At 35.7% G+C, this 26316-nt stretch carries 20 protein-coding genes; 16 read left to right on the forward strand and 4 right to left on the reverse strand.

Translation table 11 applies throughout. From position 1 onward, the window contains the following. Positions 1 to 4 precede the first annotated feature (4 nt). Positions 5 to 1102 carry a Nif3-like dinuclear metal center hexameric protein gene (locus tag AC6CHK_RS04825; protein ID WP_498094088.1) on the forward strand — a complete coding sequence of 366 codons (1098 nt, stop codon included), beginning with the start codon at positions 5 to 7 and terminating at the stop codon, positions 1100 to 1102. Between the two features lie 2 nt (positions 1103 to 1104). Next, positions 1105 to 1881, forward strand: coding sequence for a zinc ribbon domain-containing protein (locus AC6CHK_RS04830; RefSeq protein ID WP_498094090.1), 777 nt, complete (start codon positions 1105 to 1107; stop codon positions 1879 to 1881). Between the two features lie 284 nt (positions 1882 to 2165). On the opposite strand, the gene AC6CHK_RS04835 is transcribed toward AC6CHK_RS04830, so the two are convergent. Next, entirely contained in the window at positions 2166 to 3944 is a 1779-nt protein-coding gene (locus tag AC6CHK_RS04835; protein ID WP_498094092.1) for an AMP-dependent synthetase/ligase, read from the reverse strand. 253 nt (positions 3945 to 4197) lie between these two features. On the opposite strand from AC6CHK_RS04835, the gene AC6CHK_RS04840 reads away from it, so the two are divergent. Both AC6CHK_RS04840 and AC6CHK_RS04845 read left to right on the forward strand, forming a co-directional pair. Next, positions 4198 to 5337, forward strand: coding sequence for an acyl-CoA dehydrogenase (locus AC6CHK_RS04840; RefSeq protein WP_498094094.1), 1140 nt, complete (start codon positions 4198 to 4200; stop codon positions 5335 to 5337). A gap of 29 nt (positions 5338 to 5366) precedes the next feature. Continuing rightward, positions 5367 to 5732 carry a hypothetical protein gene (locus AC6CHK_RS04845; RefSeq protein WP_498094096.1) on the forward strand — a complete coding sequence of 122 codons (366 nt, stop codon included), beginning with the start codon at positions 5367 to 5369 and terminating at the stop codon, positions 5730 to 5732. A gap of 39 nt (positions 5733 to 5771) precedes the next feature. On the opposite strand, the gene AC6CHK_RS04850 is transcribed toward AC6CHK_RS04845, so the two are convergent. Then, positions 5772 to 6686 (reverse strand): DUF4349 domain-containing protein, encoded by a 915-nt coding sequence (locus tag AC6CHK_RS04850; protein WP_498094098.1) that lies wholly within the window; start codon positions 6684 to 6686, stop codon positions 5772 to 5774. A 321-nt stretch (positions 6687 to 7007) separates the two neighbouring features. Here AC6CHK_RS04850 and AC6CHK_RS04855 point away from each other — a divergent pair, with 321 nt between their 5' ends. Then, on the forward strand, positions 7008 to 7400 hold the full coding sequence (locus AC6CHK_RS04855) for a hypothetical protein (RefSeq protein ID WP_498094100.1): 393 nt from the start codon (positions 7008 to 7010) through the stop codon (positions 7398 to 7400). An 11-nt stretch (positions 7401 to 7411) separates the two neighbouring features. After that, positions 7412 to 9718 carry a reprolysin-like metallopeptidase gene (locus AC6CHK_RS04860; protein ID WP_498094102.1) on the forward strand — a complete coding sequence of 769 codons (2307 nt, stop codon included), beginning with the start codon at positions 7412 to 7414 and terminating at the stop codon, positions 9716 to 9718. Positions 9719 to 9784: 66 nt separating this feature from the next. On the opposite strand, the gene AC6CHK_RS04865 is transcribed toward AC6CHK_RS04860, so the two are convergent. Continuing rightward, positions 9785 to 11380, reverse strand: coding sequence for a peptide chain release factor 3 (locus tag AC6CHK_RS04865; protein ID WP_498094104.1), 1596 nt, complete (start codon positions 11378 to 11380; stop codon positions 9785 to 9787). A gap of 208 nt (positions 11381 to 11588) precedes the next feature. Here AC6CHK_RS04865 and AC6CHK_RS04870 point away from each other — a divergent pair, with 208 nt between their 5' ends. From AC6CHK_RS04870 to AC6CHK_RS04905, 8 genes are all read left to right on the forward strand, one after another. Next, positions 11589 to 12419 carry a CPBP family intramembrane glutamic endopeptidase gene (locus AC6CHK_RS04870; protein ID WP_498094106.1) on the forward strand — a complete coding sequence of 277 codons (831 nt, stop codon included), beginning with the start codon at positions 11589 to 11591 and terminating at the stop codon, positions 12417 to 12419. Positions 12420 to 12462: 43 nt separating this feature from the next. Next, positions 12463 to 13038 (forward strand): RdgB/HAM1 family non-canonical purine NTP pyrophosphatase, encoded by a 576-nt coding sequence (rdgB, locus tag AC6CHK_RS04875; protein ID WP_498094107.1) that lies wholly within the window; start codon positions 12463 to 12465, stop codon positions 13036 to 13038. 80 nt (positions 13039 to 13118) lie between these two features. Next, positions 13119 to 14033: a ribonuclease Z gene (locus AC6CHK_RS04880; RefSeq protein ID WP_498094109.1), complete on the forward strand. Its 915-nt coding sequence runs from the start codon at positions 13119 to 13121 to the stop codon at positions 14031 to 14033. A 5-nt stretch (positions 14034 to 14038) separates the two neighbouring features. After that, the gene (locus tag AC6CHK_RS04885; RefSeq protein WP_498094110.1) at positions 14039 to 14809 is read left to right on the forward strand and encodes a TIGR02757 family protein; all 771 of its coding nucleotides are present in this window, start codon (positions 14039 to 14041) and stop codon (positions 14807 to 14809) included. A 12-nt stretch (positions 14810 to 14821) separates the two neighbouring features. Then, positions 14822 to 15373, forward strand: a complete 552-nt coding sequence (locus AC6CHK_RS04890; protein WP_498094112.1) for a coiled-coil domain-containing protein — start codon at positions 14822 to 14824, stop codon at positions 15371 to 15373. 135 nt (positions 15374 to 15508) lie between these two features. Next, complete coding sequence (locus tag AC6CHK_RS04895; protein WP_498094113.1) at positions 15509 to 17863, forward strand: choice-of-anchor L domain-containing protein; 2355 nt, start codon at positions 15509 to 15511, stop codon at positions 17861 to 17863. A gap of 276 nt (positions 17864 to 18139) precedes the next feature. Next, complete coding sequence (locus AC6CHK_RS04900) at positions 18140 to 21739, forward strand: choice-of-anchor L domain-containing protein (protein ID WP_498094115.1); 3600 nt, start codon at positions 18140 to 18142, stop codon at positions 21737 to 21739. A gap of 127 nt (positions 21740 to 21866) precedes the next feature. After that, complete coding sequence (locus AC6CHK_RS04905) at positions 21867 to 24197, forward strand: choice-of-anchor L domain-containing protein (RefSeq protein ID WP_498094117.1); 2331 nt, start codon at positions 21867 to 21869, stop codon at positions 24195 to 24197. A gap of 56 nt (positions 24198 to 24253) precedes the next feature. On the opposite strand, the gene rsmA is transcribed toward AC6CHK_RS04905, so the two are convergent. Beyond that, positions 24254 to 25024: a 16S rRNA (adenine(1518)-N(6)/adenine(1519)-N(6))-dimethyltransferase RsmA gene (gene rsmA, locus AC6CHK_RS04910; protein ID WP_498094119.1), complete on the reverse strand. Its 771-nt coding sequence runs from the start codon at positions 25022 to 25024 to the stop codon at positions 24254 to 24256. Between the two features lie 92 nt (positions 25025 to 25116). Here rsmA and AC6CHK_RS04915 point away from each other — a divergent pair, with 92 nt between their 5' ends. Then, entirely contained in the window at positions 25117 to 26016 is a 900-nt protein-coding gene (locus tag AC6CHK_RS04915) for a cell division protein FtsX (protein WP_498094121.1), read from the forward strand. Between the two features lie 2 nt (positions 26017 to 26018). Beyond that, the gene (locus AC6CHK_RS04920) at positions 26019 to 26315 is read left to right on the forward strand and encodes a DUF3098 domain-containing protein (protein WP_498094123.1); all 297 of its coding nucleotides are present in this window, start codon (positions 26019 to 26021) and stop codon (positions 26313 to 26315) included. Position 26316 lies beyond the last annotated feature (1 nt).

Here is a 26316-nt window from a genome sequence, read left to right on the forward strand (position 1 = left end):
TAAAATGACAATACACGAAGTAATTTCCGAGATTGAAAAGCATATTGCAATGCCGCAGGCCGAAGATTTTGATAATGTTGGGCTTTTATGCGGTTTTCCAAAGCGTGAAGTGACCGGAATTCTTGTTTGTCACGACGCCCTTGAAAAAGTAATTGACGAGGCGATTGAAAAAAACTGCAATCTTGTTGTCTGTTTCCATCCGATCATTTTTTCGGGGTTAAAATCTCTTACAGGGAAAAATTATGTCGAAAGATCTGTTTTAAAAGCAATTGAAAATAAAGTTGCGATTTATGCAATTCATACCGCTTTTGACAACGATTTTTTTGGAGTAAATGCAGGAATTTGCAATCATTTAGGTTTGAAAAACTTGAAAATTCTTCAGCCTAAAAAAAATAATTTAAAACAATTATCGGTGTATGTTCCAAAAGATTATTCTGAAAATGTAAAAGAAGCGCTTTTTTCCGCAGGAGCCGGAAACATTGGCTTTTATGATGAGTGCAGCTTTAAGATCGAAGGAAACGGAACTTTCAGACCGATTGAAGGTTCAAATCCTTTTTCAGGACAAAAAAATATTCGCGAAAATGCTGATGAAGTAATGATTTCTGTAATTTTTGAAACTTTTAAACAGAATCAAATTGTCGCTGCAATGAAATCTGCACATCCTTACGAAGAAGTGGCGCATCAGATTTATACTTTAGACAACGAAAACCAATATTCGGGTTTGGGAATGTACGGCGAATTTGATACTGAAATGGATGAAAAAGATTTTCTGGGTTTTGTGAAAGAAAAATTTAATTTAAATATCATTAAACATTCAGATCTTAACCACAAAAAAATCAAAAGAGTAGGCGTTTTGGGCGGATCCGGGGCAAGCGGAATAAAAGCTGCATTGGCAAAAAAATGTGATGCTTATCTCACCGGAGATCTTAAATATCATGATTATTTTCTGGCAGAATCTAAAATGCTGATCTGCGATGTCGGGCATTACGAATCGGAGCAATGGGTAAGTGAACAATTATTTGAAATTTTATCACAAAAATTTAGTACATTTGCAGTCTTAAAATCTAGTGAAAAAACAAACCCAGTAAATTATTTCCTATAGATATGGCAAAAATCACCGAAATTTCAGTCGAAGAAAAATTAAGAGCTCTATACGATTTGCAAATCATCGATTCAAGATTGGATGAAATCCGAAATACAAGAGGAGAGTTGCCAATCGAAGTTGAGGATCTTGAAATTGAGATTGAAGGACTAGAAAAAAGAGCTGAAAAATTTCTTGCAGAAATCAAAGAACAAAATGATCAGATCAGCAATAAAAATGAAGTGATCAACCACGCAAAAACCCTTATTGACAAATACAAATCTCAACAAGATAACGTAAGAAACAATAAAGAGTTTGAAGCTTTAGGAAAAGAAATCGAATATCAGGAGCTTGAGATTCAGCTTTCTGAAAAAAGAATCAAAGAATTCGGAGCTAAAATTGGTCATAAAGAAGAAACTCTGAACGAGCTGAATTCTAAAATTGAAGATCTTAAAAATCACCTTAAATTCAAAAAAGAAGAATTGGAAGGCCTTATTTCTGAAACTCAGAAAGAAGAAGAATATCTTATCAAAAAATCTGACGAATTTGCTTCCAAAATCGACGAAAGATTATTGGCTTCTTACCACAGAATCAGAAGCAACTCATCAACAGGTCTTGCGGTTGTAGGTTTGGAAAGAGGGGCTCCAAAAGGATCTTTCTTTACAATTCCGCCTCAAAAACAAATGGAAATTGCTCAGAGAAAGAAAATCATTATCGATGAGCATTCAGGAAAAATTCTTGTAGACGACGAGTTGGTAAACGAAGAAAACGAAAAAATGAATTCTGTTATTAAATTTTAATTCAGATTTTTCTAAAATACAAAACTGCTTCAATTTTTTGAAGCAGTTTTTTTATGTCAAAATATTTACCTTGTCATTGCGAGCCGAAGACGATGCAATCCCTAAATATTCTTACTACTTAAATTAGACAGTATGTTTGTCATTCAGAGCGGAACGAAGTGAAGCGTGGAATCTCAATATTGTTCTAAAGTATCATTATCAAGATTTTTACGGAATGATAAACTAAGCATTTGTATCAATGATAAACAAAATAAAAACCGTTTCAATTTGAAACGGTTTTGTCATTAATCCTGATGCTCATACATTTTATTGTAAAGATCCATAAACTTCTCTTTTATGGCTTTTCTTTTTAGTTTCATAGTTGGAGTCAATAATCCCGATTCGATGCTCCAAACTTCGGGAGTGAGCTCGATTCGTTTTATTTTTTCCCAGTTTCCGAGATGTTCGTTGATATCGTGAATCTCTTTTTCGATTCTGTCTTTCAGTTCCTGGCTTTTTGCAATTTCCTGTGGAGTAGATCCGATGTTGAGGTTGTTTCTCATTGCCCAGTTTTTAGCAAACTCAAAATCCGGCTGTACAAATGCGCATGGCATCTTTTCACCGTCACCTACAACCATCACCTGCTCAATGAATTTTGAAGCTTTGGCTAAATTTTCAATGGTTTGCGGAGCAATATATTTCCCGCCGGATGTTTTGAACATTTCTTTTTTACGGTCGGTGATCTGCAAAAATCCGTCGTTGTCAATATGTCCGATATCGCCGGTTTTGAAATATCCGTCTTCCGTAAATACTTCTTTGGTTAATTCTTCATTTTTAAAATATCCTTTAAATATAGAAGGTCCTTTCACGGTAATTTCGCCGTCTTCCTGGATCTTCACCTTTAAATTATCCAAAGGATGCCCCACCGTTCCTACTTTCATTCTATCGGCAGAATTAACGGAAATTACAGGAGAAGTTTCTGTAAGTCCATAACCTTCAAGGATCGGAATCCCCGCATTTTGGAACATTAAATTTAATCTTGTAGACAACGCTGCCGAGCCGGAAACTAAAGTAATGATTTCTCCGCCCAAGCCTTCTCTCCATTTTTTTAATACGAGTTTATCGGCAATGATTTCCTGCAATCCGGATGGTTTTGAAACTTCTTTCTTTTTCTGAATTAAATTTAAAGCCCAGAAGAATATTTTTGATTTTAAACCTCCTGCAGAAGAACCTGTATTGTAGATTTTGTCGTAAACCTTTTCTACCAGACGTGGTACAACGCTCATGTAATGAGGTTTTACTTCTTTTACGTTTTCGCCCATTTTATCAATGCTTTCTGCAAAATAAATTGAAAAACCATTGTATTGGAAAAGATAGAAAAGCATTCTTTCAAAAATATGACAGATCGGCAAAAAGCTCAAAACTCTTGTATCTTTGTAATCTAAACTTTTCTTCTTCGGAATTCTGGGAATAGATCCTAAAACATTAGACACAATATTCTCATGCGTAAGCATTACTCCTTTTGGTTTTCCTGTAGTTCCTGAAGTATAAATAATCGTAGCCAGATCCTGAGTATTGATTGCTTTAGAAAGGTCTTCAACTTCCATTTGTGTAGAATCATCTTCTCCCAAACTCAAGATTTCTTTCCAGTTTGCAGCGCCGGTAATGTCATCAAATGTAAAAACACCTTGCAGCGAAGGTACATTATGTTTGATTTTCATTACTTTATTTAATAGCTCTTTATCAGAAAGAAAACAGTATTTAATTTCGGCATTATTAAAAATAAATTCATAATCTTCCGGAGATATATTCGGATAGACGGGAACGGAAACTACACCAATCTGCGAAAGTCCAAGATCCATCACGGCCCATTCCGTACGCGAATTGGTGGTGATCAATGCGATCTTGTCACCAGGCTTGATGCCTAACTTTAAAAGCCCCCGAGAAATCTTATTTCCCTGATTGATAAACTCCAGAGTAGAAGTTTTTTTCCATTCTCCCTGATATTTTGTAACAAACATATCGCTTTTTGGAAGGTTTTCCAGAGCATAATAAGGTATATCGAATAATCTTTTGATCGCCATAATTTTTCAAATATTTTAATAAATTTAAATATAGCAATTTTTTTATTGTAAAATCACAAATTAATAATGAAAAGTTATTTTTAGTTTATAATTCTTAAAACATTTGGGAAAAATAAATTGTATATACGCGAGATTCTGATAATCTTTAAACCGCCTTTCTCCTTATATTTTCAACTTCCGATGACTTAATTCTATATCTATTTTTAGATTTGGTTAAAAAGTGTAAATTTACGGCATATAATTATTAATTTTTATGGATTTTAATTTATCAGAAGAGCAGCTGATGATTCAGCAGGCAGCAAGAGATTTTGCGCAAAACGAATTATTACCGGAAGTCATTGAAAGAGACCGTGAGCAGAAATTCCCTGCAGAACAGGTAAAGAAAATGGGAGAAATGGGACTTCTGGGAATGATGGTTGACCCAAAATACGGCGGTGCAGGTATGGACAGCGTTTCTTATGTACTGGCATTGGAGGAGATTGCAAAAATTGATGCTTCTGCAGCGGTTGTAATGTCTGTGAATAATTCTTTGGTATGTGCAGGTCTTGAAAAATTTGCTTCTGAAGAGCAAAAAATAAAATATCTTACCCCTTTGGCAAGCGGCCAGGTAATTGGTGCTTTCGCATTATCGGAGCCGGAAGCAGGTTCTGATGCTACTTCTCAAAAAACGACAGCAGAAGATAAAGGAGATTATTATTTGTTAAATGGAATTAAAAACTGGATAACAAACGGAGGAACAGCTTCTTACTACATCGTAATCGCACAAACAGATCCCGAGAAAAGACATAAAGGAATCAACGCTTTCATCGTAGAAAGAGGTTGGGAAGGTTTTGAGATCGGACCAAAAGAAGACAAATTGGGAATCAGAGGAAGTGATACACATTCTTTGCTTTTCAATAATGTGAAGGTACCGAAAGAAAACAGAATTGGTGAAGACGGTTTCGGATTCAACTTTGCAATGGCGGTTTTGAATGGCGGTAGAATTGGTATCGCTTCACAAGCTTTGGGAATCGCTTCCGGAGCTTACGAATTGGCACTTAAATATGCTAAAACAAGAAAAGCTTTCAAAACTGAAATTATTCATCACCAGGCAATCGCTTTCAAATTGGCGGATATGGCAACTCAGATCACGGCTGCAAGAATGCTTTGCTACAAAGCTGCTGTTGAAAAAGATGCCGGAAAAGATATTTCTGAAATTGGTGCAATGGCAAAATTATATGCTTCTCAGGTTGCAATGGATACTACAATTGAAGCAGTTCAAATTCACGGTGGATACGGATATGTAAAAGAATATCATGTTGAAAGAATGATGCGCGACGCAAAAATCACTCAGATCTATGAAGGAACTTCCGAAATCCAGAGAATTGTGATTTCAAGAAGTATCGCAAAATAATTTATTTAAAACATCAAAAAACACTATTTATGAAAAAGTCTTTGTGGATCACTCTTGGGATAGTTTTATTGCTATTGGGAGTTTTGGTATGGTACAAATTTTTCTTCGTTTTCGGGGAAGGAGTGAAATCCGGTTATCTGAATTATGCCATCAAAAAAGGGTATGTTTTCAAAACTTATGAAGGCAAACTGATTCAGGAAGGCTTTGGAAGAGGAAAAACCGGAACAATTACAAGTTATGAATTTGAGTTTTCTGTTTCGAACCCTGAAATTTTCAAACAATTGGAAATGAACAGCGGTAAAACTTTCGACCTTCATTACAAAGAATACAACGGAGCTTTGCCTTGGCGAGGAAACACAAAGTATGTGGTAGATAAAATAGTGAATATGAAATAATCAAAAGCCTTTCAGAGAATTTTCTGAAAGGCTTTTTCTTTAGTTATTTGTGTTTTTAGCATTTTTCTTTTTGTAAAAATAATAACCGATTCCGGCAATTAAAAATAGCGGCCAAAGCGGAAGTATAAATAAGAAAATAGAAGTAATGACGTTCCAGCCGGAAGAAACTGCCGCAAGAGATTTTGTGCCGAAATTTTCAGGTTTGTCTTTTTGGGCAAATTCAGAATTGGTTCCGTAAAGAGTAATTTCGACGTCGCACAAAGTATTGTTTACAAAATCTTCACCCGAAACTTCAATGCCTTTATTTTCAACTTCACCAATATTATAGCTCAGATCATCCATTAAATAATCAAATTTCTGAATAGGGATTTTCACTTTTAAATAAGCTATTTTTCTGTCATTATTGTTCAGGGAAATATTTTCGCTTTTAATGAATCCGTCATATTTCTTTACCTGTTCCTTTACAATTTCTTTAGCGGTTTCTGCATTATTTACATTTAATTCCAGAATGCCTGTTTTGATCATTTTATTTTTCTGAACTGATGTTTTTTGATCATTTTTATCTTTATAAATGATTTGGGTTTCTTTAATAATTTTTGACGCCGGCACATTCACTACAATTTTTTCGGGGCTTTTTTCTGCAAAATCTTTCTTTTCAACTTTTGATTCCAGCTTCATGCCTGCAATTTTTTCAGATAACGAATCGATACTTTTTGAGGTTGATTCAATTGTTTTACTTACTTCGCTTTTAGTTTTTTCAAAATCTTTTATTTTGATGCTTGCGGAATCGAAAACTGCTTCTGCGGTATTGTTGAAAGAGTTTATTTTTTCACTTGTATTGGCAACGGCACTGTCGGCGGAATTAATAGCATTTTCTAATTGAGCCGATGTTTCTCCTTTTTTGCACATGATAAAATTGCTTGATACAACAACTATTAAGATTAACTTTTTCATAAGATTATTTTTTGTTGAAGTAAAATTATGAAGGAAAACCAGCAACAAGTTTGTAAAAGAAATGTATTGTTTTGGCGTATTTTATTAATTTGAAAATCAGTTATTTGTAAATTATTTACAACAGTTTTACAAATATTTTAATGAAATGTTAAAAATGTTAAAAAAAATATTTTTTTAGGAATATAATAATATTTACATTTGCATATTAAGATTTTAATAATGAATTGTGCTTTTTTATTAGTGTTTTCATTCCTTACTTGTGCTATAAGTAGTTGTAGCAGCATGTCTGTGGAAAAAAATAAAATTAACACACAATCATTGATGAATAAAGAAAATGACAGCATCGGTTTTTCAGAGGTAAGAAGGCTGAATCATACGATACAGTTGCCGGAATATAGCTTTCTCACGACATTCGATCAAACACTGAAGCTTTACAGTCAACTGGAAGACAAAAGATATTCCCGTTCGGAGCCTATACCGGCGCTTTTTGATAATGAATTTTTCCTTGTCTTGAAACCTAAACTGAAGCAACAACAATACGGAGATATTGAAGTAACGAAGCTGCAAATAAATGGTTCTGTTTTAAATGTATATTATAAAGAAATAGTTAACAGCGAATATTTAGCAAATAAACAAAACAATCCTATCTTAATATTAAGGGTAAATGGGAAAATTCCCTCAAAAGTAAACTTAATACACCAAAATGAATATTAAATAAAAAAACTATGAAGAGAAAATTATTATTTCTGGTCATGCTGTTTGTTTTTTCGGCAGCAGGTCTTGCACAACAAAACTATTGGAAAAAAATCACTGCGAAAACCAACAGTGAAATACGAAAGAATAACGTCAGAATATCTGAATATACTTTATTTTCGCTGAATACCGATGAAATTATAAATCAACTGAAAAATGCTCCCGACAAAACCAAATATCCTTCAGTAAAAGGAATTCTTTTGAATTTTCCTAATAACGAAGAAGGTTTTGATACTTACGAAGTTTACGAAGCGTCTACAATGCATCCGGATCTTCAGAGCAGGTATTCTGATATAAGATCTTATTTAGGATTTAAAAAGGGAGATAAATCGTCGATAATCAGATTTACTTTAGATCCATTTTTTGGGTTTAATGCGATGATGGCAAATGACAACGGAATTTTCTATATAGATTCTCATACAACAGATAATCAGGTTTATAAAATGTATGACAGAAAAAATGCGTCATCACTAAGTCAGTTTGAATGTCTTGTTGAAGATGAATCTGAATTTAAACATTCTGAACCTACTTCCAGCAAAACAGTAGTCGATGCGCTCAACAGAAAATACAGGCTTGCAATCACAACTACAATAGAATATACAGCTTATATTGCTCAGCAGGCTGGTGTAGGAACAGGTACAGAGGCCCAAAAAAAAGCGGCTGTTCTAGCTGCTGTAAACTTAGTGGTTAATCGTCTTAATCAGGTTTTTGAGAAAGACGTCTCTGTTTCTTACCAGTTGATTGCAAATGCGGATGCATTGTTTTTTGTAAATACAGATACATTCGATCCTTTTAGTGCGGGTCAGATGATTAATGAAAATCTAACTGTAACCAACAATATTATTGGTGTAAATAATTATGATATAGGACATCTGTTTTTCAGAGCAACAGCAGGTAATGATAATGGATTGGCTCAAACACCGGCTGTATGTCTTGACGGAAAAGCCAGAGGAGTTACCGGGTCGGGAGCACCTGTTGGAGATCCGTTTGTGATCGATTATGTAGCACACGAAATGGGCCATCAGTTTGGAGCAAATCATGTTCAGAATAACGGATGCAATCGAAATACACCAACATCAGTAGAACCAGGCAGTGCAAGTTCTATTATGGGATATGCAGGTATTTGTGCTCCGAATGTGCAGACTAATAGCGATCCTTATTTTAATGCGGTCAGTATCAACGAAATGTATCAAAGATTGATTGGAGGAGCCACATCAAACTGCGGAAATAAATTAGCGATTAATAATACTGAACCAACCGCAAATGCAGGCCCGGATAAAACGATACCGAGAAGCACACCTTTTGTTTTGACAGGTATTGCAACTGATGCCAATAATGATGCGCTTACTTATTCATGGGAACAGCAGGATACCGGTGCTGCAACGATGCCTCCGCAACCAACAAATGCGATAGGCCCACTTTTCAGATCTATAAATCCAAGTACATCTCCAATGAGATATTTCCCAAGGCTGCCGACTATAGTTGCGGGATATGATCCTAATTTTGCAAATCCGGCAGATATCAAAGCTTGGGAAAAGTTGTCTTCTATTGCAAGAACACTTAATTTTTCCCTTCTTGTAAGAGACAATAATCCGCTTGGCGGACAAACAGGAAGAGATGACATAAGGTTAACAGTTTCAGCAGCAGCGGGCCCTTTCATTGTAACATCACAAAATGCTCCGGGCATTGTCTGGACGCAAGGACAATCCCAAACAATTACCTGGGATGTTGCCAATACAACCGCAGCTCCTGTAAGCACGGCTAATGTTACCATATTGCTTTCAAAAGATGGCGGTCTTACGTTCCCGACTGTTTTGGTTGCAACTACTCCAAATGACGGTTCACATACTTTTGATGTACCTTCAGGATTAGGAAATATTACCGATGCAAGGATTATGGTAAAAGCTGTTGATAATGTATTTTTAAATGTAAATTCTCACAATTTTACAGTAAATTCTTCACAGGTTATAGATCCGCCTCCGACTACAGCTCCTGTACGTATAAGAGAAGGATTGCTGATTTATCCTGTTCCGTCCAATGATGGATATGTTTATATTAAAGCTGATTTTGAGCCATTCATTCCACGTCGTCCATACGAAGTTACTTATGAAATATATGCAATGGACGGGAAGTTGATCGTTCCTAAAAAGACACGTTATATCTTTGAACAGCATCTTGAGAAAATTGATTTAAGAGATGTTCCTACAGAAGCTTACATGATTCATGTAACAATAGATGGAGAAAAAATAGTTAAAAAACTGCTTATGTTGCATAAGTAATTTTATAAATGAAATTCACAAAAAACCGTTCATCTGAACGGTTTTTTTATGCTTGGAAGCTGGAAATTAATTCTGTCTGAATTCACTTATAAAATGCAGTTTAACATTAGGGAATTTCTCTTGCGTCATGTGAATCGTGAATGACGAATCTGCCAAAAATACCAGTTGATTGTATTTGTCTCTGGCCAAGAATCTCTGTTTCAATCTTGCAAATTCTTTAAACTCTTCAGACTTTTCGTCTGCTTCTACCCAACAAGCTTTATGCATAGAAAGTGGCTCGTAAGTACATTTTGCGCCATATTCGTGCTCCAGACGATATTGGATAACTTCATATTGAAGCGCACCAACGGTTCCGATGATTTTTCTGTTGTTCATTTCCAGCGTAAACAGCTGAGCAACGCCTTCATCCATCAGCTGGTCGATACCTTTAGCCAATTGTTTCGCTTTCAACGGATCGTTATTATTGATATATCTGAAATGCTCCGGCGAGAAGCTCGGAATTCCTTTAAAGCTCAGTTTTTCTCCGCCTGTCAAAGTATCACCAATCCGGAAGCTTCCTGTATCGTGAAGCCCCACAATATCTCCCGGAAAACTTTCGTCTACAACTTCTTTTTTATCTGCAAAGAAAGCATTTGGAGAAGAGAATTTCATTTTTTTACCTTCTCTTACCAACAGATAATTTTCATTTCTTTTAAATGTTCCCGAAACAATTTTTACGAAAGCAAGTCTGTCTCTGTGTTTCGGGTCCATATTGGCGTGAATCTTGAAAACGAAACCTGTAAATGCAGGTTCTTCAGGCTTTACCAATCGTGTTTCACTTTCTTTTGGCTGCGGCATTGGCGCGATATCAATGAAAGCATCCAGCAATTCGCGTACTCCAAAATTATTTAAAGCCGAACCAAAGAAAACCGGCTGCAAATCACCATTCATATAATCTTCACGATTAAATTCCGGATAAACAGATTGAATCAATTCCAATTCTTCTCTTAAAATTTTTGCCGCTTTTTCACCGATAACTTCGTCGATTGTCGGATCATTGATATCATCAAATTTGATGGCTTCACCAACTTTCTGTTTTTTCTCTTCTAAAAATAACTGAATATTGTTTTCCCAGATATTATAAATTCCCTGAAAATCTGCGCCCATTCCGATCGGAAGAGATAGCGGAACAACACTTAATCCTAACTTTTGCTCAACTTCATCCAAGAGATCAAAAGCATCTTTTCCTTCACGATCCAGTTTATTGATAAAAACCAACATCGGAATGTTTCTCATTCTACAAACCTTAACTAATTTTTCTGTTTGTTCCTCAACTCCTTTTGCAACGTCGATTACAACAATTACAGAATCAACAGCTGTTAAAGTTCTATAAGTATCTTCAGCAAAATCTTTGTGACCCGGCGTATCTAAAATATTGATTTTATGATTTCGATATTCAAAAGCCAATACGGAAGTCGCAACGGAAATTCCTCTTTGTCTTTCAATTTCCATGAAATCGGAAGTAGCTCCTTTTTTTATTTTGTTTGATTTTACAGCGCCCGCTTCCTGAATTGCACCTCCGAAAAGCAACAGCTTTTCCGTAAGAGTGGTTTTTCCGGCATCGGGGTGAGAGATAATCCCGAAAGTTTTTCTTCTCTCTATTTCTTTGATTAAGTCTGACATATTGTATTTTGAAGTTGCAAAAATCGTCATTTTTAATGGAATTAGAAAATCAATTTAAAATGGCTTAAAATTTAAAGTTTAATGATAAGAGTTTATGATATAAAATTTAACAATTCACAATAAAAATTCACGATTAACAATTGACAATTCACTTCCAATAATTTCCTTTAAATACTTATCTTTGTTTCTATAAAATTGTAGAAAAAATATGGAAAACAGTAAATATCCGAAGTTTACCTTTACATGGCTTGGCGGGATTGTTTTATTAGGTGGTTTTGTTGTCGGATCAATGCTTGTCGGTTTTTTCAATGTTTTTTGGATGTTTGTTTTCAGAGAAAATCTTCAATATAAAGATTGGTTTTTGATGGTTTCTAATGCAGTTGTGTTTCTTACTTCAATTGCGTTTTTCGATTTCTTTGTTGTACGGCCAACCACTAAAAGGAAATTGAATTTCAACTTTTCACCCACCAATTTTTACACTTATCTGCTTATTTTCCCAATGATGCTGGGCATGATGTTTATTGGAGAATTTGTTACTTCTCAGATTCCGATTACAGGACCTTTTTTTGGTAAATATTATGATTTTTTTACTGATTTGATGAGCCAGCTAACAGATAATCCTGTTGTAATGGTGATAACGGCGGTTATTATGGCGCCGATTTTTGAAGAAATTATTTTTAGAGGAATCATTCAGAAAGGATTGATCAATAAAGGAGTAAAACCTTGGAAGGCGATTGTTTTTGCATCAATTATTTTTGGTCTGGTGCACGGGAATCCTTGGCAGTTTGTCGGAGCAGTTTTATTGGGCTGCGTTTTGGGCTTGGTTTATTATAAAACCAAATCTCTGCTTTTGCCAATGCTTTTGCATGCTTTCAATAATCTTTGTTCATCAATTTTAATATTTTATACAAAAAATGAAAGTTTTTCAGAAGCCTTCAAAGTTTCCGAATGGATCATATTGTCAATAGGAATTGTACTTTTTTCTTTGTTTTATTATTTATTTACGACGAAATATAAAGTACATTATGCCGAAATTTAAAGCTAAACTTGTGTTTAGATAAAATAAAAAAATAAAATTAGAAATGGAAATATTAGTTGCAACCCACAACGAACATAAAAAAGAAGAAATTCAACAGATTTTAGGAAATGACTTTGTCATAAAAAGTCTTACCGATTACAATATTCATGAGGAAATTGTGGAAGACGGAGATTCTTTCAACGCCAATGCATTAATTAAGGCTAAATATTGCTTCGAAAAAACAGGAATTCCAAGTTTGGGTGACGACAGCGGTTTGGTGGTTGAATCTTTAGACGGAAGGCCCGGAATTTTTTCTGCACGATACGCTGGAGATCATGATTTTGCTAAAAATATTGAAAAGGTTTTAAGCGAAATGGAAGGGATAGAAAACAGAAAAGCTTATTTCATCACGGTTTTATGTTATTATGATGAAAATGGGGCTCAGTATTTTGAAGGAAGAGTTCATGGAAATTTATTAACTGAAAATAAAGGCTTCAAAGGTTTTGGTTACGATCCTATTTTCGTTCCTGAAGGTTATGGCAACACTTTTGCAGAAATGAATCCTGAAGATAAAAACAAAATCAGCCATCGAAAACAAGCTTTAGATTTATTTTTGGATTATCTGAAAGTAAAAGAATAATTTTAGGCTAATGTTTACTTTGAGATCATTAACCTTAACCTTAACCTAAATCCGTACATTTACCCCAATAAACCATTGATTTGAGTACTTATTTAACGATACTGGGCTTTAATTCAGCAATTCCCACCATCAATACATCGCCAACTTCTCAGCTTCTTGAGATGGAAGAAAGGTGCTTTCTTATCGATTGTGGCGAAGGTACGCAGGTGCAGCTGAGAAAAGCAAAAGCAAGATTTTCAAAAATCAATCATATATTTATTTCGCATCTTCATGGCGATCATTGCTTTGGTTTGCCAGGTCTTATTGCGTCTTTTCGATTGCTCGGCAGGGAAGTTCCTTTGCATGTTTACGGACCGAAAGGAATAAAAAAAATGCTTGAAACTATTTTTACAATTACCGAAACCCACCGCGGCTTTGAGGTGGTTTATCATGAGCTGGATAAAAATTATTCCGAAAAAATATATGAAGACAGCAGGGTAGAAGTTTATACAATTCCTTTGGATCACAGAATCTACTGCAACGGGTATCTTTTTAAGGAAAAACTAAAAGACAGGCATCTCAATATGAAAGAAATTTCTAAATATAATGAGATCGAAACCTGTGATTATCACAATCTTAAAGCAGGAAAAGATTTCACTTTGAGCGATGGTTATGTTCTTAAAAACGAAATCTTGACCATTGAGCCTGCGCCATCGGTTTCGTATGCGTTTTGCAGTGATACAAGATATTTGGAAGGTATAATTCCGATTGTGAAAAATGTCACGGTAATGTATCATGAATCTACATTTTTGCACGATCTGAAAGAAATGGCGGATTATACAGGCCATTCAACGGCTTTGGAAGCGGCAACTATTGCGCAAAAGGCTCAAGTCGGGAAATTGATTTTGGGTCACTTTTCCAACAGATATGGCGATTTGACAGTTTTTACAGATGAAGCACGGAATGTTTTCCCTAATACTTTTTTACCAAAAGCTTTGGAAGTTGTGAAAATTTAAATGATATGTTGAATTTTGAAGAATTAAAAGACTTTCTGAACGAAAAGGCCGATCTTTACAACAATCCGGAATTTATACAGCTCGATCCGGTTCAGATTCCGCACCGTTTTTCTTTACAACAGGATATTGAAATTGCAGGTTTTCTGGCGGCTACAATATCTTGGGGAAACAGAAAGTCAATTATCAAATCGGCAGAAAAAATGCTTGATATCACGGGAAATTCTCCTTATGATTTTGTAATGAATTTTTCTGAAAATGATTTGAAATCGATTGAAGGGAAAAGTATTCACAGAACTTTCAACGGAGAAGATTTTATCTATTTCATAAGGCAGTTTAACAGGATTTATAAGGTGAATAAAAGCTTAGAAAATTTATTTATAATTAATAATTCTGAAACCAATTTTTATCATGCTATCGAAAGATTCAGGGCCCAGTTTTTGCAAGCTGAAAAACATAGAAGCCACAAACATGTAAGTTCGCCTTACAAAAATTCTTCGGCAAAAAGGATCATTATGTTTTTGCGCTGGATGATCCGGAATGATAAACGTGGCGTAGATTTTGGAATCTGGGAAAATATAGATCCGAAATATTTATCAATACCTTTGGACGTTCATACAGGAAATATTTCAAGAAAATTAGGTTTGATTTCAAGAACACAAAATGACTGGAAAACCGTTGAAGAACTAGATGCAATAATCAGAAAACTAGACGAAAAAGATCCCGCCAAATATGATTTTGCACTTTTTGGTTTGGGCGTCACAAAAGAATTATTTTAAACACAAAAAACGATGGAAAAATCACACGAAAAAATTGATTTTTTAGAAAAAATAGCCAACGGAATTACCTGGTGGATTGGTTCTATTCCTTCACTTATTGCCCATACTTTGTTTTTTACCATATCCTTTCTGCTTCCTGCGCTGGGTATTGTAGAGTTTGACAAAATGCTGCTTATCCTTACAACCGTTGTTTCTTTGGAAGCTATTTACCTTGCCATTTTTATCCAGATGTCTGTGAATAAAAGCCATGAAAAAATTGAAGATATTCAGGAAGATATCGAAGAGATCAGCGAAGATATTGAAGATATTCAGGAAGATATTGAAGAGATCAGCGAAGACCTGGAAGAAATAAGTGAAGATCTGGAAGAAATTACAGAAGATATTGAAGATATTCAGGAAGATATTGAAGAAATCAACGAAGAAGAGGAAGAAGAAGATCATAATGAAAGGGCAAAAAACACCATTTTAAAAAGTAATGTAAGCAACAATACCAACGAAATAATTACTTTAAAAGATAAGATTTCGGAGCTTCAGAAAATGATTGATGAATTGCGAAAAGAATAATTTTCACTTAAAAAAGCAAACAAATAATATACTATTTTAACGCATATTAAATATATGTTACTAACTTTTAAATGATTTTGCAAAATTTTAAGGTTTTAGAATTTTTTTTGTTATTTTTGGACAAACAATAACAAAATGTTAAATTATAGATTGAAAAATTACTTTAAGGTTAGTTTTGTTCTGCTTTTATTATTCGGTGTTTTTTCTAATGCTCAGCAAACAAGGCCTCCTGCAAAAGAAAAAATCCCTGTTAATGCAAAAGCAGGAGATTATATTGACGTAAATGTGGCACCTTATCCCGAAAGCAATTATACTCCTACACAGCTCGTTACCGATGTATTGGTGGGGAATTCTGCAGGTTGTGGCATACCCAACATTTCAAACGTTACTGTTAGTCCAAACCAGCTTGTTACTAATGACGACAGGTTTTGGGGATATTTTAATAAAGCAACTTCAAATTTTCCTTTTCAGGAAGGAATTGTTTTGACAACAGGTTTTGCAAGAAAAGCCGGAAATGTTGCTGAAGGTTTTACTTTGAGTGATGGCAACGGCGGAGGAAGCGATGCCGATCTTATAGCTGCTATTGGGGTAACAACACAGATCAATAATGCGGCTGTTTTAGAATTTGATTTTGTGGCGTCAAGCAGTACAATGAAGTTTAATTATATTTTTGCATCTGAAGAATATGAAGGTAATTTTCCGTGTCCTCCAACACAGTATGACGATGCTTTTGCCTTGTTGCTAAAGCCTAATACGCCAGGTTCCACTTACACGAATTTAGCAATTTTGCCGGCTGGTGCAGGACCGGTATCTGTTCCGAATATTTTACCTGGAAGCTTTTCTTGTGGTCCTATTAATGCACAATATTTCGGTTCTTTATCACCCAATGCCACCAATTATAACGGTATTACGGCAGCGCTTACTGCAGAAGCTACTGTAGTTCCCGGACAATCTTATCATATAAAAATGGTAGTTGCAGATGCTCGTGATAGCAGCTACGGTTCTGCTGTATTTTTAGAAGCAGGATCTTTTGATATTGGAATCAGTATTGTTGATGATGCAGGTAACCCTTTACCTGAAACCATCAATATGTGTGATAATACACCGCGGATTCTGAAAGCTCAGGTTGCAGCAATTCCGGGTATGACATTTCAATGGTATAAAGATGGTGTAGCAATTCCCGGAGCCACAAATATATCATATACTGCGACTTCGGCGGGAGTTTATACAGTTAAAGTTGTTGTACCTGGAGGCAATTGTCCTGCTGAAGCAACAATTACAATCATTGGCGGTACAAGTCCGGTGGCTCAAAATGCCACTTTAAAATTATGTACTACACCAAGCATTAGCACATTTGATTTAAATTTAGCAAAACCTTCTATCAGTACAAGTGCTGGTGCCGTGTTTAAGTTTTATGTAAACCAGGCAGATGCGGTAGCGCAGAATAATAACTTTATTACTACTCCGAATATGTATAATGGCGCAGATGGCCAGGTTTTACATGTTGTGGTTTCCAATGGTGGATTTTGTAGTAAACTAGTTACTTTAACTTTAAAGAAAGAGGCTACACCTATTGCTCAGCTTACAGCTTCAGAATTAAAAATATGCGCAGGAGAATCTGTTACTTTAACCGCTTCAGGAGGAGTTACTTATGAATGGAGTGATTTTTCCGGAACAGGTGGCGTTCGCACAGTTTCTCCTACACAAAATACCACTTATACTGTTTATGCTATCGGTGCACAAGGATGTAAATCTTTGCAGCCGGTGTCGATAGTTGTAGAAGTAGTTCCTGCAATCGTATCTGATCTTAAAGGCGGAATGATTTGTGAAGGAGACCGAATTACTTTAGATGCAGGTGCCGGACCGAATTATACCTATTCTTGGAATACCAATGCAACAACACAAACAATTTCTGTAGACACACCGGGTACATACACGGTTACAATCAGTAATGGCGTATGTTCAAAAGTATTCACAACGCAGGTGATTCAGGCAGTTATTCCTGAAATTATAAATGTAGATTACAATGATAATGGTACAATGATCATTACAGCGAGTAATCCGAGCAACGGAATTTTAGAATTTTCAATCGATAATGGCGTGACATGGCAGTCTTCAAACGTTTTTGGAAATGTTCCTAAAAATATTGTCGTGCCGATAAGAGTACGGGTGAAAAATACAAGTTGTGTAGGATTTTTAGAATATTTTACGTTTGTAATGAAAAACGTAATTACTCCAAATGGCGATAATGTAAATGATATGATTGATTTCAGAGGAGTAAGTGATCTCAAAAATTTCCAGGCAGTGATTTCAGACCGTTACGGACGAGCGGTATTTAAAGCTGAAAAAATCAGACCATATTGGGATGGTTATTTCCAGGGCAAAAAGTTGCCAACAGCCTCATATTGGTATCAGGTGACATTTGAAGATCCTGCAAGTAAGAAGCTTACGGTGAAAACAGGATGGATTTTACTTAAAAACTTTGAATAAATAAATAATAAAGAAAGACCGATAATTTTATCGGTCTTTTTTATTAATGTAAGTCTATAACGTTTCTTTTTATTGATTGATTAACTATTTCCAGAAATAACTTTACATTATCTATCTGTTATTTATGTAAAGAATAAATATTACGGGTTAATCTAATTTGAATATAAAATAATATTTAAATATAAAAATGAAAAAAACTTGTATTATAATAATATAAATAAAGCTGAATTAAATTTAAATCAAAAAAAATAGTATTTTTGTTAAAAATAATACAAAATGTTAAATAAAAGTGCAGGAAGTTTATTTTTGGCTTTGTTTTTAGTTCTGTTTGCAAATTTTGCTTTTTCTCAAGTCAGAGAAAGAAGTAAAAGCATACAGAAACCTTCTGCTCAGACAATGAAAGCAGGTAATTTTATAGATGTAAATACACCTGGATACCCAGAATCTTCTTACAGTATAACGCAGTTGGTGAAAGACGTTCTTATTGCAGGCGGATCCGCATGTTCTACTGCAAATGTAAGTAATGTGGTTGTGTCGCCGAATTTAGCAGTGGGCAACCAAAACAGAACCTGGGGTTTTTTCAATAAAGGAACTACAAACTTTCCCTTTGCAAAAGGTATTGTACTTACAACAGGACATGTACGAAAAGCAGGAAATACTTTTCAGGCTGCAGAATTAAGTGACGGTGTACCCGTGCAAGGAGATGTAGATTTAGCTGCGGCTCTTGGTATATCAAATGCAGATTTAAGAGATGCTTCTTATATAGAATTTGATTTTGTACCGAGTGCTACACAAGTTACTTTTAGATATTTGTTTGCTTCGGAAGAATATGAAGGTAATTATCCCTGTACGATTGGAGATGGATTTGCTTTACTCTTAAAAAAAGTAGGGGATCCTAATTATACAAACTTAGCAGTTTTGCCAAACGGTAATGCAGTAAGTGTTAAAACAATTCATCCCGCAACCGAATTTGATGGTTCGCCACTTTCATGCGGTCCATCAAATCCTACTTTTTTTGGAGGATATAACAATGCTGCTATCGAAACAAATTTTAGCGGGCGAACAGTACCTTTAACAGCTAGTGCTACTGTAATACCGGGAGAAACGTATCATTTTAAAATGGTTTTGGCAGATTTTCAGGATGCGGCTTATGATTCCGGAGTATTTTTAGAAGCCGGTTCTTTTGATATTGGGGTTCAGATTTTAGGACCTGCAGGTGTTCAGCTTCCTGCTTCAATTAATGTATGTGATAATGCTCCACAAACTTTTACGGCTTCAGTGCAGATTCCTAATGCTACTTATCAATGGTTTTTAGGAGGAAATCCAATTCCGGGTGCAACGAATCCTTCTTATACCGCAACACAACCTGGAGTTTATACTGTTGAAGTTACAATTCCGGGAAATTCGTGTCCGGGTACAGCCAGCATAACCATTGTAGGCGGAACTTCACCTACTGTACAGAATGCTACTTTGACGAGCTGTTATGCAGCAGGAAATGTTATTTTTAATTTAACATCTGCACAAGGCTCAATAAGCACAACTCCGGGAGCTACATTTTCTTATTACCTGAATCAGGCTGATGCCAACGCTGGAAACGGTAATGTAATTGCTGCACCAACTACTTTTTCAAGTCCAGGAAATCAAACCATTTATGTTTTGGTAAAAAGCGGATTCTGTTCCAGAGTTGCAGAATTACAGTTGGTAAAAGCGGCGGAAATTACTGCCACAATTGCAAATCCTGCTGTGCTTACTTGTACAGATTCTCAAATTACATTGGATGCTTCAGCTTCTATATATCCGGCAGGTTCAACATTTAATTGGACTACAACAGGAGGAAATATTGTTTCAGGAGGAACAACTTTAAATCCTGTAATAAACGCACCGGGAACTTATACTTTAACAATTTCAAACACTTTCCCGGGTAATGTAACCTGTACAAATACAGCAAATGTAACAGTGACAGGTAATAGTACTCCACCAAATACAGGACTTACAGCAAGTAAGATTCTTATCTGTTCTGGTGAAGCTGTTACTTTAACTGCCACTGGAGGAGCAACTTATAACTGGACTGGTCTTACTGGCAACGGTGCAAATCAAACAGTTAGCCCGACCGCCACTACAACTTATACAGTAACAGCGGTAGGTGCAAACGGTTGTGTATCAACAACGCCGGCAACAATTACCATTGAAGTTTCACAACCTTTTACTGTACAAAATGCCAGCCTTTTAGAATGTTATCAACAAGGCGGTAATATAACTTATGATCTTACATCTGCACAAGGACAAATGACTACTGCAACAGGAGTTACATTTACTTATTATGTAAATCAGGCTGATGCCAATGCAGCGAATGCAAATAGCATTGCTGTGCCTACAGCGTATCAAAGTGCCGGAAATCAAACAATATATGTATCAATAAGTAATGGTGGTTGTAGATATGTTGTTACATTGGATTTATTAACAACAGCAGTAACGAACTTAGTTATAGCTGCGCCTCAGGTAATTACTTGTGCTACACCTCAAATAACTTTGGATGCTTCCGCGTCCGTAATTCCGGCAGGTTCTACAATTGTGTGGACAACAGCAGGAGGAAATATTGTTGCCGGGGCAAATACTCTGACACCTACTGTAAATGCCGATGGAACTTATACATTGACTGTAACAAATGTAACGCAACCTGGAAATTTAACTTGTACATTTACTGCCAATGTAAATGTGGTTGAGGATAAAGTTTTACCTGTAACAGGAGTGACCTCTTCTGTGGCTCAGATTTGTCCGGGTGAATCTGTTACTTTAACTGCCACCGGCGGAGCAACATATAATTGGACGGGTTTGCCGGGTACGGGAAATGTTCAGGTGGTTTCACCAGCCGTTACCACTACATATACTGTTTTGGCAATTGGTGCTAATGGATGTGTTTCCGCTCTACCGGCTACAATAACGATTATTGTTGGACCTCCAATCGCGACGTTGGCTGCTTCAAAACTTAAAATTTGTGCAGGTGAATCTGTGACATTAACTGCAGGTGGAGGCTTTACTTACAACTGGGTTGGATTGCCAGGAAATGGAAATACACAAATTGTTACTCCAACAGCTACTACAACTTATTCGGTATTTGCATTGGGTGGAAACGGATGTGTTTCCAACACACCGGCTACTGTAACGATTGAGGTCGTTCCTGCAATTGTTTCAACTCTGGAAGATGTATATGTTTGTGCGGGAGATACTGGAATTTTGGACGCAGGTGCCGGACCAAATTATACTTATTTGTGGAGCAACGGTGCAACAACACAGACTATTTCTACAAATATTCCGGGTTCTTATTCTGTAACGATCAGCAATGGAACTTGTTCGAAAGTATTTACGGCTCAGTTGCTTAATCCGGATCTTCCTCAGTTTACAAACGTAGCGTATGAGAATAATGTTCTTACCATTACTGCTACCAATCCTACAGGAGGCGTTTTGGAATATTCTATTGACGGAGGACTCACATGGCAAACGTCAAATATTTTTTATAATGTACAGCAAAATAATAATTACAATATTTTGGTAAGGGTAAAAGATGCAGAATGTAGTACATCATTAGAATATTTTACATTTATTGTCAGCAATGCTATTACGCCAAATAGCGACGGGTTGAATGATTTTATTGATTTTAGCGGAATAAGTAAGTATAAAAATTTCGCTGCATCAATTTTTGATCGATATGGATCGGAATTATTTAAAGCAGATAAATCAAATGTAATCTGGAACGGATCTCTAAAAGGTATAAATCTTCCTACCGCAACTTATTGGTATAGAGTGCAGTGGGAGAATCCTGCAAGTAAAAAACTGGAACTCAGATCAGGCTGGATTTTACTTAAAAACAGAAATTAAGTTTTAAAAATATTCATCAATAAGACTGTTTTACATTGTGAGACAGTCTTATTTTTTTGTGTAAAATAATATAGTTATTTATGCTGTTTTTATAAAAATAAATTAAATTTGTTGAAACAAAATTATTATGAAGAGATATATACTGCTGTTTTCGCTATTTCTTATTTCACAAAATATTTATTCTCAAATAGCAAGACCTCAGCCAAAAAATAACATTCCTTTAAATGCAAAAGCGGGAGATTATATTGATGTAAATGTGGCTCCTTACCCCGAGAGCAATTACACACCCACACAACTGGTTACCGATGTATTGGTAGGAACTTCCGGCTCGTGTGGAACACCTAATATTTCTAATGTGACTATTACTCCCAATCAATCAGTAAATGATGCCAATCGATTTTGGGGTTATTTCAACAAAGGAACTACAAATTTTCCTTTTGCGGAAGGGATTGTTTTAACTACAGGTTATGCGCAAGAAGCAGGTAACAATGAGATTGTTGATGTACTTTTAGGAAGCACAGGTACAATGTCTGATCCGGATTTGGTAGCAGCTATTGGTACTACACAGCAGCTTCATGATGCTGTGGTTTTAGAATTTGATTTCGTACCAACAAGTTCTCAAATGAAGTTTAACTATATCTTTGCTTCTGAAGAATATACAGGAGGATATCCTTGCTTAAATTATGATGATGCATTTGCACTCTTATTGAAGCCAGTTGGTGGAACTTATCAGAATTTAGCTATCCTGCCTGGTGGTGCAGGACCGGTTTCCGCTACCAATATTGTTCCTCAAAATCCGTTGTTTTCATGCGGTCCGATTAATGCACAATATTTTGGATCTCTGCCGCCTAATCAGGTCAACTATTTCGGAAGAACAATACCTTTAACAGCACAGGCAACTGTAATACCCGGTCAAACTTATCATATAAAAATGGTGCTTGCTGACGCAAGAGACGGAAGTTATGATTCGGCAGTTTTTTTAGAAGCCGGTTCTTTTGATATTGGTGTAAATTTATTAGATCCTTCGGGAGCTCAATTACCGCCGGAAATAAATGTATGTGATAATGTTCCACAAGTAATCACGGCTTCCACCAGCGGACCAGGTTTGTTATACCAATGGTTTCTGAACGGAACTCCAATACCAGGAGCTACAACAAATACAATCACTGCGGTACAGCCAGGTAATTATATGATTGAAGTAAGTGTTCCCGGAAATCCTTGTCCGGGTAAAGCATCAATTAAAATCAATGGTGGAACGACTCCGGTCGCTCAGGATGCAATATTTCTTCTTTGCAGCACACCGGATATTACCACTTTTGATTTAAATAATGCTAAACCTTCAATCAGCCCAACGCCGAATGCTACTTTCCGTTTTTATGAAAACCTTGCAGATGCGCAGGCGCAAAATAACAGCTTCATTCCCAATCCTGCAAACTACAACGGAGCAGACGGTCAGATTTTATATGTAGTTGTTTCGGACGGAGGTTTTTGTAGTAAACTTATTGAGCTTACATTACAAAAAGAAGTTACTCCTGTTGCTGATGTTTCGTCATCGAGAATTAGGGTTTGTGCAGGAGAATCCGTTACTCTTACAGCCAGCGGAGGAGTTACTTATCTCTGGGATAATTTTCCGGGAACAGGCAATACCCAAACAGTAACGGTAAATCAAACAACAACATTTTCGGTATACGCAATAGGAACAAAAGGATGTAAATCTTTGTTGCCGGCCACGGTAACTGTAGAAGTTGTTCCGGCAATTGCTTCACCTTTGATGGATGTCGAAATGTGTATCGGAGACAGTATAATTCTCGATGCAGGTGCCGGAAACAATTATTCTTACGAATGGAATACAGGTGAGACAACACAGACTATTGTTGCGGATCAATTAGGAATCTACAGCGTGATTATTGATAACGGAATCTGTGAAAAAGAATTTGAAGTAAAAGTACAGGCTGCGGCATCGCCATATTTCACGCATATAAGTTATGAAAATAATACATTAACTGCCACTGCGGCCAATCCTGCCATTAATAATATTCCGGGAACTTTAGAATATTCTATTGACGGAATCAACTGGCAGGATTCTAATGTGTTTCCAAATTTGTCAAACAATACCAATTATAATATTCAGGTAAGAATTAAAGGAACAAGCTGTGTAGGATTTGTTGAGTTTTTCACAGTAGCCATCAACAATGTTATCACACCAAATAATGACGGCGTCAATGATGTTATCGATCTTACTTCTTTGGGAGATTTTAATAATTTTACAGGGTCAATTTATGACAGATATGGTGTTGAAGTGTTCAGATTTTCGAAAGAAACTCCTATTTGGAACGGAACTGTCGGAGGAAAAAAATTACCAACTGCTACTTATTGGTACAAATTCAATTTCCAATATAAAAAGACTAAAACAGAATTAAGCAGATCCGGCTGGATTATGCTGAAAAACAGAGACTAATTTTAGAGTTTATTAATAGAAAAAAGCCTTTCAAAATATTGAAAGGCTTTTTTGTTTTACTGATTTTGTTTCCAAAGTATTGTAAATGAAATAAAATCATAAACACTTAATTCTTCCGCTCTTTTATCCATAAATTCATGAGATTTCAAAGCTTCGGGAATATTTAATACTTTTAAAGAGTTCGACAATTTTTTTCTTCTTTGATTGAATCCTGCTTTTACAATTTGTTTAAAAAGCACTTCATTTCCTGCCAATCCTTCTTTGGGATTTCTTGTCAGGCTGATGACTCCTGATTTCACTTTGGGCGGCGGATTGAAGACATTTTCATGAACTGTAAACAAATATTTCACATCATAATATGCCTGCACAAGCACAGAAAGTATCCCGTAATCTTTGGTTCTTGGTATGGCGGCCGTTCTTTCCGCAACTTCCTTTTGAAACATTCCTACCATTTCCGGAACCAGCTGGTAATAATCTATGATTTTAAATAAAATCTGTGAAGAAATATTGTAAGGAAAGTTGCCGATGATAGCAATCTGCTCATTATTTATAAAGCTAAAATCCTGCTTCAGAAAGTCGCCTACAAAGGTTTCTTCAGTTGCCTTTGCATAGTTTTTTTTCAGATACTCGATAGATTCGTTATCAATTTCTGCAAGATAAATTTTCTGCTCTTTTTCAAGAAGATATTTAGTAAGCACGCCCATTCCAGGTCCCACTTCCATGATGTTGCCGTAGTTTTCAAAGCTTAAGCCTTCTACAATTTTTCTGGCGATGTTTTCATCTGTCAAAAAGTGCTGACCGAGATGTTTTTTTGCTTTTACACTCAAAGTTTTTTATGATTTCGTTAACAATGATTTTTCTGATATTCGTCCCAAATTTCGGAAGATTTTTTCTAATTTAGCCAAAAATTCTAATATTAATGGCTAAATCTGTAGAAGAGTTCAATAAGAAAAGGCTTCGGTCTAGTAATATCACGGTTGTGATAAGTATTGCCTTAGTTTTATTTTTGTTGGGACTTATGGGTCTTATTTTGATTAATGCTCAAAAATATTCTGATTATATTAAGGAGCAATTGGTAGTCAATGCTTATTATGACGAAAATTACGATGCAAAAGATTCCCTGAAAATAGCAAAGCTGGAAGAAGAGGCTTTCAAAAAATTGCAGACTTTGGCTCCTGTAAAAAAAGCGACTTATATCTCAAGAGAAAATGCAGCTAAAGAAGCTAAAAAAAGCATGGGAATTGATAGCGATGCGCTTTTCGAGGAGAATATTTTCCCATCATCTGTAGAAATCGCCTTAAAACCGGAATATGTAGATCCCGTAAAAATTGATGAAGCTATAAAGATTATCAAATCTGTTCCCGGAATTGTTGATGTCAAAAACGACAGTACATTAATGGTTGACGTGTACAATAACCTAAACAGGATTTTGAAATGGATTTTAGGTTTCTCTATCTTATTTTTAGTTTTAGCAGTTGTGTTAATTAATAATTCGATACGTTTAAAAATATTCTCAAAAAGATTTATTATCAAAACCATGCAGTTGGTCGGAGCAAAAAGACGCTTTATTCTGAAACCTTTTATTATAGAAGCCGTTATTTTAGGCGCAATTGGTTCTGTTATCGGTCTTATGGCGTTATTTGGTGTTTGGTATTATTTTACAAACCAGATCGGTTCTGCATTTGTACAGGATAATCAACAGTATTTCTGGCTGGTAATTTTAATTTTGGGAGTTGGTATTTTCATCTCTGTATTAAGTACAATCATCGCAACATGGAGATTCTTAAGATCAAACGTTGACGATTTATATTACTCTTAAAAATGGGCAAAAAGACAAATAAATTTTCCGCATCAGATTTTGGTAAGGAAACAGAAATTCCAAAAGAAAGCAGCTTCTATTTTGGAAAGCAAAATTACAAATGGATGCTGATCGGTTTGGCATGTATCGTAATAGGTTTCCTTTTAATGATGGGCCCTGATGCCAATACGGTAGACGGAAAATACGATCCGAATTCCTGGAACAACGATATTTTTTCGATCAGAAGAATCAGAATTGCACCTTTGCTTATTGTGATTGGTTTCGCAATTGAAGTGTTTGCAATTTTGAAAAGAAAATAAT

The sequence above is a fragment of the Chryseobacterium sp. GQ58 genome (assembly GCF_059758895.1).